The 12,176-nt window shown below is 72.8% G+C and carries 15 protein-coding genes; 9 read left to right on the forward strand and 6 right to left on the reverse strand.

Translation table 11 applies throughout. The annotated features are described in order from the left end of the window. The first annotated feature begins 165 nt into the window (after nucleotides 1–165). Complete coding sequence (locus NYF13_RS30375; RefSeq protein WP_315661364.1) at nucleotides 166–846, forward strand: DivIVA domain-containing protein; 681 nt, start codon at nucleotides 166–168, stop codon at nucleotides 844–846. A gap of 91 nt (nucleotides 847–937) precedes the next feature. Here the strand turns inward: NYF13_RS30375 and NYF13_RS30380 are convergent, their stop codons facing one another. Next, a complete protein-coding gene (locus NYF13_RS30380) occupies nucleotides 938–1,972 on the reverse strand; it encodes a zinc-binding dehydrogenase (RefSeq protein WP_315661365.1) in 1,035 nt (344 codons plus the stop codon). Between the two features lie 70 nt (nucleotides 1,973–2,042). On the opposite strand from NYF13_RS30380, the gene NYF13_RS30385 reads away from it, so the two are divergent. Together NYF13_RS30385 and NYF13_RS30390 are read left to right on the forward strand one after the other, a co-directional pair. Further along, nucleotides 2,043–2,624 (forward strand): helix-turn-helix domain-containing protein, encoded by a 582-nt coding sequence (locus tag NYF13_RS30385; protein ID WP_315661366.1) that lies wholly within the window; start codon nucleotides 2,043–2,045, stop codon nucleotides 2,622–2,624. 181 nt (nucleotides 2,625–2,805) lie between these two features. Beyond that, nucleotides 2,806–3,750: an XRE family transcriptional regulator gene (locus NYF13_RS30390; RefSeq protein WP_315661367.1), complete on the forward strand. Its 945-nt coding sequence runs from the start codon at nucleotides 2,806–2,808 to the stop codon at nucleotides 3,748–3,750. A gap of 164 nt (nucleotides 3,751–3,914) precedes the next feature. Here NYF13_RS30390 and NYF13_RS30395 read toward each other — a convergent pair whose 3' ends face one another. The 3 genes from NYF13_RS30395 to NYF13_RS30405 form a co-directional block, all read right to left on the reverse strand. After that, nucleotides 3,915–4,715 (reverse strand): hypothetical protein, encoded by an 801-nt coding sequence (locus tag NYF13_RS30395; RefSeq protein WP_315661368.1) that lies wholly within the window; start codon nucleotides 4,713–4,715, stop codon nucleotides 3,915–3,917. 74 nt (nucleotides 4,716–4,789) lie between these two features. Further along, the gene (locus NYF13_RS30400) at nucleotides 4,790–5,479 is read right to left on the reverse strand and encodes a papain-like cysteine protease family protein (protein ID WP_315661369.1); all 690 of its coding nucleotides are present in this window, start codon (nucleotides 5,477–5,479) and stop codon (nucleotides 4,790–4,792) included. A gap of 165 nt (nucleotides 5,480–5,644) precedes the next feature. Next, entirely contained in the window at nucleotides 5,645–6,463 is an 819-nt protein-coding gene (locus NYF13_RS30405) for an alpha/beta hydrolase (protein ID WP_315661370.1), read from the reverse strand. A 90-nt stretch (nucleotides 6,464–6,553) separates the two neighbouring features. On the opposite strand from NYF13_RS30405, the gene NYF13_RS30410 reads away from it, so the two are divergent. From NYF13_RS30410 to NYF13_RS30425, 4 genes are all read left to right on the forward strand, one after another. Then, nucleotides 6,554–6,976 carry a MarR family winged helix-turn-helix transcriptional regulator gene (locus tag NYF13_RS30410; protein WP_315661371.1) on the forward strand — a complete coding sequence of 141 codons (423 nt, stop codon included), beginning with the start codon at nucleotides 6,554–6,556 and terminating at the stop codon, nucleotides 6,974–6,976. A 114-nt stretch (nucleotides 6,977–7,090) separates the two neighbouring features. Further along, nucleotides 7,091–7,309 carry an RlpA-like double-psi beta-barrel domain-containing protein gene (locus NYF13_RS30415; protein ID WP_315661958.1) on the forward strand — a complete coding sequence of 73 codons (219 nt, stop codon included), beginning with the start codon at nucleotides 7,091–7,093 and terminating at the stop codon, nucleotides 7,307–7,309. Continuing rightward, nucleotides 7,303–7,665 carry a metalloregulator ArsR/SmtB family transcription factor gene (locus tag NYF13_RS30420; RefSeq protein WP_315661372.1) on the forward strand — a complete coding sequence of 121 codons (363 nt, stop codon included), beginning with the start codon at nucleotides 7,303–7,305 and terminating at the stop codon, nucleotides 7,663–7,665. Before NYF13_RS30415 ends, NYF13_RS30420 begins: the two co-directional genes overlap by 7 nt. Continuing rightward, nucleotides 7,662–8,303, forward strand: a complete 642-nt coding sequence (locus NYF13_RS30425; RefSeq protein WP_315661373.1) for a cation transporter — start codon at nucleotides 7,662–7,664, stop codon at nucleotides 8,301–8,303. The genes NYF13_RS30420 and NYF13_RS30425 overlap by 4 nt, the downstream gene beginning before the upstream one ends. A 7-nt stretch (nucleotides 8,304–8,310) precedes the next feature. On the opposite strand, the gene NYF13_RS30430 is transcribed toward NYF13_RS30425, so the two are convergent. Further along, a complete protein-coding gene (locus NYF13_RS30430; RefSeq protein WP_315661374.1) occupies nucleotides 8,311–8,739 on the reverse strand; it encodes a MarR family transcriptional regulator in 429 nt (142 codons plus the stop codon). 78 nt (nucleotides 8,740–8,817) lie between these two features. Between NYF13_RS30430 and NYF13_RS30435 the strand changes: the two genes are divergently transcribed. Both NYF13_RS30435 and NYF13_RS30440 read left to right on the forward strand, forming a co-directional pair. Next, a complete protein-coding gene (locus NYF13_RS30435; RefSeq protein WP_315661375.1) occupies nucleotides 8,818–9,573 on the forward strand; it encodes an SDR family oxidoreductase in 756 nt (251 codons plus the stop codon). Nucleotides 9,574–10,211: 638 nt separating this feature from the next. Next, nucleotides 10,212–11,732, forward strand: a complete 1,521-nt coding sequence (locus NYF13_RS30440) for an alpha-L-arabinofuranosidase B (RefSeq protein ID WP_315661376.1) — start codon at nucleotides 10,212–10,214, stop codon at nucleotides 11,730–11,732. Between the two features lie 74 nt (nucleotides 11,733–11,806). Here the strand turns inward: NYF13_RS30440 and NYF13_RS30445 are convergent, their stop codons facing one another. Next, a complete protein-coding gene (locus NYF13_RS30445) occupies nucleotides 11,807–12,115 on the reverse strand; it encodes a CDGSH iron-sulfur domain-containing protein (RefSeq protein ID WP_315661377.1) in 309 nt (102 codons plus the stop codon). Nucleotides 12,116–12,176 lie beyond the last annotated feature (61 nt).

Consider the following 12,176-nt stretch of genomic DNA (forward strand, 5'->3'; position numbering starts at 1 on the left):
GCCCGATCGCCATCGCCGCGGTGGAAACCGCCCTCATCGAGTGAAGCCCGGACGCCCCGGCGCGGGTCCGCTGCGGCCACCGGCCGTTCCACCGATAGTGCGCTTGTCCCGCCGATCAGGGATTTCGGATTGCCGGTCCGGACGCGGGTGCCGACACTCGAACCCATGGAGAACGTGGTTTCCGAATCCGAGACAGCACCCGACTCCGACGTCCGGTTCCCGGTCGTCCTGCGCGGATACGACCGCCGTCAGGTGGACGAATACGTGCGGGTCGCGGAAAAGCGGCTGGACCGGCACGAAAAGGCCCGGCGGATGGCCGAGCGCAAGCTGGCCAAGGTCCCCGCGCCCCGGGCCGGGGAGGCGGACCCGGCCAACGGGCTGGGCAAGCGCATCGAGAAGATCCTCGAGGTGGCCAAGTCCGAGGCCGAGGAGATCAAGCGGCTGGCCCGGGAGGAGGCCGCGAAGATCCTGGCCGCGGCGGAGAAGACCGCCGCCGACGTGGACACCGCCGGCCAGGAGACCGAACGCGCCGCCGGGAAGGAGGCGGCCCGCCTCGTCTCCGAGGCGCAGGAGGAAGCCGGCATCATCCGCACCACCCACCACGCGGCGCTGACCGAACTCGGCCAGATCGCGGCCATCCTCAGCGAGGTGCGCAAGCGGTACGTCGAGGAGCCCGAGGCGGAGACCGAGACCGAGCCGGAAGCGAAACCGGACGCCGAGGCGAAGGCGGACGCCGCCACCGAGTCCGAAGTGGACGCCGCCGACAAGTCCGAAGTAGACGCCGAGGTCAAGGCGCAAGCCCCGAAGCCCCGGCCTTTGCTGGCCGGTTCGGCGCGCCCCCGGTGAGGTCCGGCGACCACTGCGACACCCCAGTTCCGCTAGAGTTTTTCCGGCCCGCTACGCCCGGCTGAGCCCGGCACCGGCCGGGCCCGGCTGCTCACGGGTGCAGGACGAGCTTCCCCACGTGCTCGCGCCGGGCCAGCTCCTCCTGCGCCCGCGCGGCCTCCGCCAGCGGGAACGCCGCGGCGACCACGGGCTGGAACTCGCCGCGGCGGGCGAGGGCCATCAGCAGCCCGAAGTGCTCCCGCGTGTGCATCGAAGAGCCGATCAGCTGTGCGTTGTGGAGGTAGAGGCGGCGTACGTCGAACGTCACGGAGTGGCCGCCGAGCGCGCCCGCGACGACCCAGCGACCGGCTTCGCGCAGCATCGGCAGGCCCTCGTCCAGCAGGTCCCCGGCGACGACGTCCAGGGCCACGTCGATGCCTTCCGGCGCCGCGGCGCGGAGCCGGCCGGCGACGTCCTGCCCGCGGTCGACGACCTCGTGGGCACCGGCCTCGCGCACCGCGTCCACTTTGGACCCGCTGCTGACCGCGAGCACCCGCGCCCCGCGGGCGCGGGTGAGCTGGACCAGGGCGAGGCCGACGCCGCCGGACGCGCCCGTGACCAGCGCGGTCTCCCCCTCGCGCAGACGGCCGCGCTCGATCATGCCCAGCGCCGTCCCGTAGGCGGTCGGGAGGCTCGCGAGCTGGTCCTCGGTCAGCGGGGACTCCGTCACGTCGTGCACCTGCCCCGCCGGCGCGGTCACGTACTCGGCGTACCCGCCGTCGCGCTCGCTACCCATCAGACCGACCGGATTCGCTTGCGGGCCTTCGGAGTCGTAGACCGCCGGGTCCACCACCACGCGGCGGCCGACCAGCCGTCCGTCCGCCCCGGGGCCGGTGGCCACGACCCGGCCGGCGACGTCGGCGCCCTGGATGCGCGGGAAGCGGATCGGGCCGCGCCAGCCCGAGGGCCGCCCCGACCGGCCGTACGCGCCTTCCCGGGTCCACAGGTCGGTGTTGTTCAGCGCCACCGCGCCCACCCGCACCAGCACTTCTCCCGTTCCCGGGGCCGGCACGGCCACCTCCGCCGGCTCCAGGACCTCCGGACCGCCGTGACCGGTGATCCGCACCGCGTGCATGGTTTCGCTCATGGATCTCTCCTCGCAGGTATACTGATCGGTCAACTCACCGCACAGTACACCGATCAGTGAAGGTCGCGCCATGCCCGAAGCCCCCGCCCTGTCCCCGGCCGGCCGCCGCGTCCTCGCGGCCGCCGAGGAGTTGTTCTACGCCAACGGGATCACCGCGGTCGGCGTGGACCTGATCGCCGAGCGCTCCGGCGTGACCAAGCGGACCCTGTACAACCAGTTCGGCTCCAAGGACCACCTCGTCGCGACCTACCTCGCCGGGCGCGACCGGCGCTGGCGGGAGCTGGTCCGCGCCGCGGTGGACGCCGCCGCCGACCCGGTCGAGGCCGTCACCGCGCCGTTCGACGCGCTGCGGACCTGGACCGGGACCCACCGCCGGGGCTGCGCGTTCCTCAACGCGCTGGCCGAGATCCCCGATCCCGCGCACCCGGCCCACCGCGTCGCGGCGGGGCAGAAGCTCTGGCTGCTGGAGCTGTTCGAGGAGCTGGCCGCCGCGGCGGACCGCGCGGAGCCCGCCACCCTGGCCGCGCAGCTCCTCGTGCTGCACGAGGGGGCGCTTTCGATCCAGCCTCTCACCACGCAACCCCTCCCGGTCGACGCGCTGGCCACGAGCACCGACCTGGCCCGCGCCCTCGTTCGAAGCGCGTCGCGGTAGGCGTTCAGTCTTGTTCACAGTCCGGCGCTCGCCGCCGGTTGCCGAGCAGGTCAGCGCGGATGCGCGTAGCCAGTTGCGGCCAGAGGGAACGCGCCTTGTGATCGCTGCGGGCCGGGTTTACTGTCCGTTCGAACACCAGCTACCGGAACGTCGTTTACCCGGCTCTCGGAGGTGACCGTTCATGGCGCGAACCCGGCTTTCCCCCGCCCCCGACGAGGATCTGGCCCGGGTACTGGATTCGGGCCCGTTCGCCGCGGCCCTGCGGGCCACCATCCTGGACCGCCGGCTGACCCTGCACGAGCTCCAGCAGCGGCTGAGTGACGCGGGCATACGGGTCAGCGCGACCACTCTGTCCTATTGGGCCCGCAACCGCACCCAGCCGGAGCGGGCCGATTCCCTGCGCGCGGTGACGGCGCTGGAAGACATCCTCGCGCTGCCCGGCGGAACGCTCACCCGGCTGGTCCCGCAGCCCCGCCCGCGCGGCCCGGGCTGCCGTGCCCCGGCCACCGCGGCGTACCGGCAGCTGTGGGAGCCGGTGGAGACCCTGCGCCACCTCGTGGCCGAGGTGGGCGCCCCCGACCACGACCGGCTGCACCTGCTCAGCGGCCACGACCGGCTCACGGTCGACGGTTCGGGCGTCCGCCGCCGGATGACGTTCCGCTCCGTGCTGCGCGCCCAGGCCAAGCTGGTGGACCGGCTGCTGGTGTTCCTGCACGAGGACGACCCGCACCGGCCGCCCCCGCGGATCGACGTGCTGCGCGGCGGACGGCTGGGCCGGGTCCGCCGGGACGGCGAGAGCGGGATCCTCGTGGCCGAGGTGCGGCTGGACCGGCTGCTCGCCCGCGGCGAGACCGCCGTGGTGGAGAACCGCTTCGAATTCGGCGAAGGCGGCCCGCGGGAGAACCAGTGGGAACGGCGGTTCGGCCAGCCGATGAAGCACTACCTGATCGAAGCGGACTTCGACCCGGCCGCGCCGCCGGTGCGCTGCTACCGGACCACCCGGGACAGCATCCGCCTCCCGGTCCGCGACGTGGCCGAAGTCGGCATCGATTCCGCCGGGCACGCGCACGCCCTGCTGCTGGACGCCCCGAGCGGGATCCACGGGCTGCGCTGGGAGTGGGACTGACTCTTCGGCGGCCACGCGGCCCTTCCGGCCACCGGGCGACCCTTCCGGCCACCGGACGGCCCCGGCGGGCCGGGTAGTCCCGGCGGGCCGGGCGGTCTTAGCGGGCCGGGCGGTCTTAGCGGCCGGGGGGGGCCCGGAGGCCCCGCCGGGTCGCCGGCCGGGTCTCACCCGGCCGAACGGACCCGCCGGACCCGCCGGTACCGCACCGCCAGCCCGGCCAGGGCCACGGCGGCGAGCACCGCCCCGCCCAGCCACCACCACCCGCTCCCCCCGCTCCCCCCGGGCGCGGCGGACTGGGGCTGGGCCTGGCCCTGGGTGAACCCGATCCCGCCCCGGCGCTGGTAGTCCGAGCCGGGCATCTTGTCCGCGTACCGGGCGTGCACCTGGCTCTGGTACTGGGAAAGCGGCACGAACCGGCCCACCGGGTTCTGCGGCAGGCTGGACTGCAGCAGCCGCACGCCGTCACCGGTGAGCGCGTACCAGCCGTTGATCTGGGGCTCGTACAGCAGCACCTCGCCGGGGGCCAGGCCGGCCGACAGGCGCCGCTCGTCATCGCCGGACAGCGCGGCCATCACGTGCCAGCCGGGGCCGTCGGGGACGACCTTGATCGTGGTCGGCTCACCGCCCGGGACGGTCGCCACCACGGCGATGTACCCGAGTTCGCCCGCGGGCGCGTCCGGGCGTTCGAGCACGAAGTCCTTGCTCAGGGTGTAGGCGGGCACGCCCTGGTCGGTCACGGTGATCGGGCCGACCTCGGACTGGCCGGGGCGGCGCAGGTTGCTCCGGACGAAGCCGACCGCCTGGGGCGAGTGCGCCGCGGCGACGGCCGCGGACACCTGGGCCGGGGTGACCGGCCGCACGCCGCGCCCGGGTTCGGCGTGGGCCGGCCCCGCGCCGAGCAGGACGAGGGCCGCGATCAGGACGACCACCCGGCGGAGCTGGGGTGAAACCGGTCCGGTAGCCATGCTTCCTCCTGTCGGCGAGCCCGGGCCCCAGGCGGGTCGGGTCGCCTGGGGCCCGGGGGCTGGATGGGCCGGGATTACTGCTTGTCGATGCCGTACACGGTGTTGGACCAGGTGAAGTCGCCGTTCTGCAGGTAGTCGTTGTAGTTCATGGTCTGGTAGCGCTGGTAGGACGGCCACGGGTCGCCGAAGTTCAGCGTCTGGGCCGACGAGTCGTAGCCGTAGAACACCCGGGCGTGGCCGCCGCCGCTGCTCCAGTCGACCTGGGTGATGATCGGCTCACCCGCGTTGATCTCGTTCTGCACCTCCCGGAACGAGATCGCGTCCTGGATCGCGGTGCCGGAGAAACCGGTGTTGTGCAGGCCGCGCGCGACCTCGGACATGTAGGCCGGGTCGTTCGGGCAGTTCCCGACGCTGGTGCCCTTGCCCGCGGCGCAGAACTGCGACTGCGTGGTGCCCGCGCCGAAGAACTGCTCGACACTGGAACCGTCGGCGGCCCAGCACCATTCGTTCTGCGTCTGCTTCTGCTGGGTGTAGTTCAGCTTCGAATACGGGCGCGCGCTGTTGCTCACGGCGCCCGGCGCGAGCCGGAACCGCTGCACGTCGCTCGCGTGCGGAGTGACGATCATGCCGGACGGCGCGGCGCCCGGTTCCGGCCGGCTGCCGGTCTCGGCCACCGCGGCCGGGACGAGGGTCAACGCGGCGAGCAGCGTGCCCGCGCAGATGGCGGCGGCCCGGAAAGCGTTGAGGCGGGAATGACGTTCCACAGTGGGGACTCCTTTTACTACAGGGAAATGGCGGCGATGCGGTATTCCACCTCCCCGTGGCCGGGATTGCCGACCAGGGATAGGTTGGAGATTAACGATCCCGTCCCCGACCTGGCAAGGAATTACGTCCGTTTCCGCTCAAGTTGAAAACACTTTTTATTCTCTTTAAAACTGTTTACAACAACGCTGGAGGCCGAAGTCGAGCAGGGCGCCCAGGAGTTCCTCGGGGGTTTCGAGCTGGGGCAGGTGGCCGGTGCGGGGCAGCACGGTGAAGGTGGAGCGCGGGATCGCGGCGGCGAACGCCCGGCCGTAAGCGGGGCTGACGATGCCGTCGCTCTCCCCCCAGATCACCTGGACCGGGAGGTCGAGCCCGGCGAGCCGGGCGGCCAGGGTCGGATCGGTCATGGCGGGGCCGGTGTAGCCGAGCAGCGCCCGCACGTCCGGGCTCGGCCCGGTGCCGCCGTCGTCCGCGACCGGGGCCTTGCTCGGGTCGTGCCAGGACAGGGCCCTCAGCTCGGCCGGGGACAGCCCGCGCACGTCGGCCGGCGCGTGGCCTTCGACCTCCAGCCCGACCGGGTCGACGAGCACCGCAGCGCTGACCCGCGGGCTCCCCAGCAGGGCGATCTCGGCGGCGAGCCAGCCGCCGAAGGAGTTGCCGGCCACGGTCACGCCGGTGAGGTCGAGCCGCTCCAGCAGTGCGACGTACACCCGGGCCAGCTCGATGACGTTCGTCAGGCTTTCGGGCTTCGGTGTGCCGCCGAAGCCGGGGTGGGTGGGCAGCAGCACCCGGGACCGGGTGCGCTCGGCCAGCAGGCCGGCGAACCCGGCCATCGTCGCGACCCCGCCGCCGCCGTGCAGCAGCAGGAACGGGCGGGTGCGGTCGCGGTCCTCGACGGTGACCTCGACGGTGACCTCGACCGGGCCGAGGGCGTGGGTTCGGGTGCGGGCGGGCCGGAGCGCGCCGGCCTCGGGGAGCGTGGTCATGGTTCCTTCTTCGGTCCGGGGTTTATATAAGTAAACTTATATCAGCTTACTTATATAAGCAACCGGACCTCGGTGGGTTAAGGTGCGGACATGAGGTACCGCCCGTCCGAGGTCTCCCTGGCCGTCAAACGCCTGCAGCACCGTCACCACCGCGCGCTCAGCGAAGGGCTGGCCCCGCTCGGGCTTTCGCTGCCGCAGTGGGACACCCTGCGGCACCTGCACCGCGAGCCGGACGCGTCCCTGCACGACCTCGCCGTGCTGACCTTCCAGACCGACCAGTCCGCCGGCGCCCTGGCCACGCGGATGACCGACCGCGGGCTGATCGAGCGGGTCCCGGGGCCGGGCCGGGCCGTGCGGCACCGGCTCACCGAGGAGGGGGCGCGGCTGCGCGCCGAGGGGCAGGACATCGCCGATGCCATCGTCGAGTCCTCGTTCCGCGGCCTGTCCCCGGCCCAGCTCGACCAGCTGGGCGAACTGCTGGACGCCGCCCTCGGCGCCGATCCGCCCGGCTGACCGTCCGGGCCGCGGCGTGGCGCGGCGCGAGCACCCGGGGCCGTCTCCGTCCACACGGGACTCAACCTGGTCCGTCACGGACCCTGCGGCCTGCCCGACCCCAACGACGACCCCCTGTGCCGGAAGTCGATCACGGTCATTTTCGCCGGCACCACGATCACCGTGCCGGTCGAGGACAAGGGCCCCACCTGCGACAGCACCCACATCGACCTGAGCCGGCCCGCTTTCGAGCACCCCCTCCCCCGGGCCCATCGACGTGAGCTGAGATTCCACCCGACCGGACAGCCTGTTTCCTACAGTTCATCCACCGCTGTACAGTTGCCCGCATGGTGAAATGCGAGACGCGCGGCGACGCCTTGGCCCGGCTCGGCCGCGCCCTGGCCGACCCGACCCGCTGCCGGATCCTGGTCGCCCTGCTGGACGGCACCCGGTACCCCGGGGCTCTGGCGGCCGAGCTGGGGCTGTCCCGCTCGAACGTGTCCAACCACCTGGCCTGCCTGCGCGGCTGCGGACTGGTCGTGGCCGCCTACGAAGGCCGTCAGGTCCGGTACGCGCTCGCCGACCCGCACCTGGCCCGCGCGCTCGACGAGCTGGCCCAGGTGGTGCTCGCCGTCGACACCGCACAGCCCTGCCTGAACGAAACCGCCGAAACCACCGGCGTTCCGGAAGCCACCGGAGCCTCCCGGTGACGGCTGCTTGCGAGCACGGGTGCTGCACCTCGGCCGCGCTCGCAAGCGATCGCCGGGCGGTGCTGAAGCGGCGCGTGCGCCGGCTCGTCGCCGCGACGATCTCCTACAACGTGATCGAGGCGGTCGTCGCGATCACCGCCGGGTTGGACGCGTCCTCGGCCGCGCTGATCGGCTTCGGGCTCGACTCGGTGGTCGAGGTCGCCTCGGCCGGTGCCTTGGCCTGGCAGTTCTCCGGCGCCGACCCCGAAGCCCGCGAACGCACCACCCTCAAGGTCATCGCCTTTTCGTTCTTCGCGCTCGCCGCCTACGTGATCGCCGGATCGGCCGGCTCCCTGCTCGGACCGGAGACGGCGCACCCCTCCACCACCGGGATCGTGCTCGCCGCGCTGTCGCTGCTGGTGATGCCCGGTCTGTCCGGCGCCCAGCGTCGCGCCGGCCGCGAACTCGGCTCCGCCAGCGCCGTCGCCGACGCGAAGCAGACGCTGCTGTGCACCTACCTGTCCGGGATCCTGCTGGCCGGGCTGCTGCTCAACCGCCTGCTCGGCTGGTCGTGGGCCGACCCGGTGGCCGCGCTCGTGATCGCCGCCGTCGCGGTCAAGGAAGGCCGCGAAGCCTGGCGGGGTGACCACTGCTGCTGACCGCGGCTCAGCCGTGGTCCTTGGCCGCCGCCAGGGACCGGTCGAGCAGGTCCTGCAGCACCTCCCGCTCACCCGCGTCCAAGCCACCGAACACCGCCGCCCGGACGCGCTGGATCGCCCGCTCCGCGTCGCCGAGGATCCGGCGACCGGACTCCGTGAGGGCCAGCGGCCGGCTGCGGCCCCCGGCCGGCGCCGCGCGGACCAGGTGCCCGGCCGCCTCCAGCCGGCCGATGATCAGGCTGACCGCCTGCGGGCTCAGCAGCAGGTGCCGGGCCAGCTCGGCCGAGGAGGTGCCGGGCTCCTCCTCCAGCCGGGCCAGGGCCGAAGCCTGGGCCAGCGTGACCCGCAGAGCGCCCATCTCCCGCTCCAGCATCCGCTGGATCCGGTGCTGGAGCTGCCAGAGCGTGTAACCGAGGCCGTGGTTCACGTCACGCATGCGGGGACTGTATCAAGCACTTGACTTGGCAGCGGTCGCCGAGTTACATGTCAAGTACTTGATATAGGAGGGCCTTCCATGAGCACTCACCCAGTCGCCGTGGTGACCGGCGCCGGCCGCGGGATCGGCGCCGCCGCCGCGGTCGCGCTGGGCCGGCGCGGCTACCGGATCGTGGTCAACTACTTCTCCCGGGCCGAGGACGCGCGCCAGGTCGTCGAAGCCGTACGCGCGGCGGGCGGGGACGGGGTCGCGGTGGCCGGCGACGTCCGCGACCCGGAGCAGGCCGCGCGCCTGGTCGACACGGCGCTGACGGAGTTCGGGCAGCTCGACGCGCTCGTGTGCAACGCGGCCACGCCGGTCCGGTTCACCCCGTTCGGCGAGCTGGCCTGGAACGAGCTGGCGACGAAGGTGACCGACGAGCTCGCCGCGGCCTTCCACGTCACCGCCGCCGCGCTCGAGGTGATGACCGCGCAGGGGCACGGACGGCTGGTGTTCGTCTCCAGCGACATGGCGACCCACTCCGCCGTGCCGTCCGGAATCGCGCACGGCACGGCGAAGGCCGCGCTGGACGCCTTCGCCCGCTACCTCGCCGTCGAGTACGGCCCGTCCGGCATCACCGCGAACGTCGTCGCCCCGGGTTACGTCCGCACTGACAGCTCGGCCGCGAACGCCCCCGCCGGGCGCATCGAAGCCATCAGGGCGCACACGCCGATGCGGCGGGTGGCCGTGCCGGACGACGTCGGACGCGTGATCGCCGCGTTCGCCGACGACACCGAAAGCTTCGTCACCGGGACGGTCGTCCCGGTGACCGGCGGGCTGCACGCGGCCCGCTGACCGGACGGGGTGGACCACGAGCGAGCCGGCGGTCCCCGTAACGCGCGAAAACCGTTGAGCGTCACCGTTTTCGTGCGGATGATCAGCGCCGTACCGGACCGCTGCCCCTGTTCCCCGGCCAGGGTCCGGCGCGGCTCGAATTCCGCCCGGGCCCCACATCGTCGGCGCACCTTCGATCCCAGCCGACCGACGCGAGGCCGTCGAACGGTTCGAGGGACGGGCCGGGCTCCGGATCTGTCCACAATGTACGAAGCCCGGCGCCCGGGATCGCTCCTGCGAGGGCGGACGGCTCGGCGGGAGAGCCGGAGCCCCGGCGGCGATCGGCGAGGGCGCGCGTGGCCGAACCCGCCGCCGCCGCGTCCACCGCGGCCCGGCTCCTGCGACCCGCATGGACCTTTACAACGTTGTTCCAACGATGTAAAAATTGCCGGTACCGGAGCGGCCGGGTCGGCCGTCCCGGGCCTCCCCACCGTCCCCGAGCCGGGACCCGCGCCGGACTCCGGTGCGGCACCGGGTGACCGAAGCTCCCGCGACGCCGTGGGAGACGCCGTGCCCGCGCGCCCAGCCGCCAGCTGCCGGTCGCCCGCGGAATCGGTGGTGACCCCTGCCCCGGCGCCAGCCGAACAGGAGTGGCTGTCATGAAACGCCTGCGGAACATCCTGTTTTCCTTCGTGCTCATGCTCGCCGGGCTCGTGTTCGCCGGAGTACCGGCCGGCGCCGCCGCTTCGCTGCCGTGCGACATCTACGGTTCCGCGGGCACGCCCTGCGTGGGGGCGCACAGCACCGTGCGCGCCCTCTACGCCGGGTACAACGGCCCGCTCTACCAGGTCCGCCGCGCCGACGGCGCCACCACCGACATCGGGCTGCTCAGCCCGGGCGGGATCGCGAACGCCGCCGCGCAGGACTCCTTCTGCGCGAACGCGAGCTGCATCATCTCCGAGATCTACGACCAGTCGCCCCAGCACAACCACCTGACCATCGAAGGGGCGGGCGGGGCCGGGAAGGCCGACGTCGGAGCCCCGGCCGACGCGCTGCCGATCAGCATCGGCGGGCACACCGCCTACGGCGTGGAGATCTCACCGGGCATGGGCTACCGGGACAACACCACGACCGGCGTCGCCGTCGGGGGCCAGCCCGAGGGCATGTACATGGTGGCTTCCGCGACGCACGTCAACGGCGGCTGCTGCTTCGACTACGGCAACGCCGAGACGAACAACCAGGACACCGGCGACGGCCACATGGACGCGGTGTACCTGGGTCTGCGCTGCGAATTCGGCAACTGCAACGGATCCGGCCCCTGGGTCGCCGCCGACCTGGAGAACGGGCTGTTCCAGTCCAACACCGGCACCGCGGCCAACGACCCCGGACCGGGTGCCACCCCGTACGTCACCGCGATGCTGAGCAACAACGGCCGGGACCACTTCACCCTCAAACGCGCCGACGCCCGTTCCGGCGGCCTGACCACGACGTACTCCGGCTCCGAGCCGACCGTCCGGAACACCTACTCGCCGCTGCACCAGGAGGGCGCGATCGTCCTCGGCACCGGCGGGGACAACAGCAACGCCGACATCGGCTCGTTCTTCGAAGGCGTGATGACCGCCGGGGTGCCGACCGAGGCCGCGGACAACGCCGTGCAGTCCAGCATCGTCTCGGCCGGTTACGGCGGCTCGAACGGCGTGGCGGGCGGCCAGCTCACCCCCGGGTCGTCGATCTCGCTGCGCGCCACCACCTCGTGCTGCACGACCCGCTACCTGCGCCACTACGCGGCCGACGCGGTCACCTCGGTGATCTCGGCGAGCAGCCCCGCGCTGGACAAGCAGGACGCCACCTGGATCGTCCGCCGCGGGCTGGCCAACCACTCGTGCCTGTCGTTCGAATCGAAGAACTACCCCGGCGACTACCTCCGCCACTCCGGTTACCAGCTGCACCGCCAGCCCGACGACGGCAGCGCCCTGCTGACCAACGACGCCACCTTCTGCCCCAAGACCGGCAACAGCGGTTCGTACACCTCGTTCCAGTCGAACAACTACCCCGGCTACTACGTGCGCCACTACAACAGCAACGTCTACATCGCGAGCAACGGCGGCGCCAACCCGTGGGACACCACGGCCTCGTGGGCCGAGGACACCACCTGGGAGGTCACCCAGCCCTGGTCCTGATCCGGAGCGCGGACCCCGCTCCCCCGGCCACCCGGCTCAAACCGGGTGGCCGGGGCCACCGGCTCGTCCCGGGTTCACGAAGGCCGCGGGCCGTCCTCGCCGGTGTCCGGAGAGACAGTGTCGGCCTCTGATCCGCCGACCTCGCTGACCCGGTGCTGCTCGCCCGCGGGGCGGCCGGCCCGCCCCGAGCGGAACCGCCGGACCTTGTGCGTGCCGTCGCAGAACGGCTTGACCGCCGAGAACCCGCACCGGCACAGCGCGACCGTGCTCCGGCCCGGGTCGATCACCGTGCCGTCCGGGGTGCGGATCTCGACCTCGCCGCGCACGAGCAGCGGACCGTCCTCGTAGGGCGTGATCGTCGGAGGTGCCGCGTTGTCTTCCACCGGCCCCGGATACCCCGGCCCGGCCGGGTTCACCCCCGGAGAAGCGCCCGGGGGCGAAGAG

Origin of the sequence: Amycolatopsis sp. PS_44_ISF1 (genome assembly GCF_032335455.1) — a bacterium.
Classification (GTDB): domain Bacteria; phylum Actinomycetota; class Actinomycetes; order Mycobacteriales; family Pseudonocardiaceae; genus Amycolatopsis.

Excerpts from the sequence above, each read along its gene's own strand:
- NYF13_RS30375 (WP_315661364.1), top strand. The coding sequence starts at position 166 with ATGGAGAACGTGGTTTCCGAATCCGAGACAGCACCCGACTCCGACGTC.
- NYF13_RS30380 (WP_315661365.1), bottom strand. The coding sequence starts at position 1,972 with ATGAGCGAAACCATGCACGCGGTGCGGATCACCGGTCACGGCGGTCCG.
- NYF13_RS30385 (WP_315661366.1), top strand. The coding sequence starts at position 2,043 with ATGCCCGAAGCCCCCGCCCTGTCCCCGGCCGGCCGCCGCGTCCTCGCG.
- NYF13_RS30390 (WP_315661367.1), top strand. The coding sequence starts at position 2,806 with ATGGCGCGAACCCGGCTTTCCCCCGCCCCCGACGAGGATCTGGCCCGG.
- NYF13_RS30395 (WP_315661368.1), bottom strand. The coding sequence starts at position 4,715 with ATGGCTACCGGACCGGTTTCACCCCAGCTCCGCCGGGTGGTCGTCCTG.
- NYF13_RS30405 (WP_315661370.1), bottom strand. The coding sequence starts at position 6,463 with ATGACCACGCTCCCCGAGGCCGGCGCGCTCCGGCCCGCCCGCACCCGA.
- NYF13_RS30410 (WP_315661371.1), top strand. The coding sequence starts at position 6,554 with ATGAGGTACCGCCCGTCCGAGGTCTCCCTGGCCGTCAAACGCCTGCAG.
- NYF13_RS30420 (WP_315661372.1), top strand. The coding sequence starts at position 7,303 with ATGGTGAAATGCGAGACGCGCGGCGACGCCTTGGCCCGGCTCGGCCGC.
- NYF13_RS30430 (WP_315661374.1), bottom strand. The coding sequence starts at position 8,739 with ATGCGTGACGTGAACCACGGCCTCGGTTACACGCTCTGGCAGCTCCAG.
- NYF13_RS30435 (WP_315661375.1), top strand. The coding sequence starts at position 8,818 with ATGAGCACTCACCCAGTCGCCGTGGTGACCGGCGCCGGCCGCGGGATC.
- NYF13_RS30440 (WP_315661376.1), top strand. The coding sequence starts at position 10,212 with ATGAAACGCCTGCGGAACATCCTGTTTTCCTTCGTGCTCATGCTCGCC.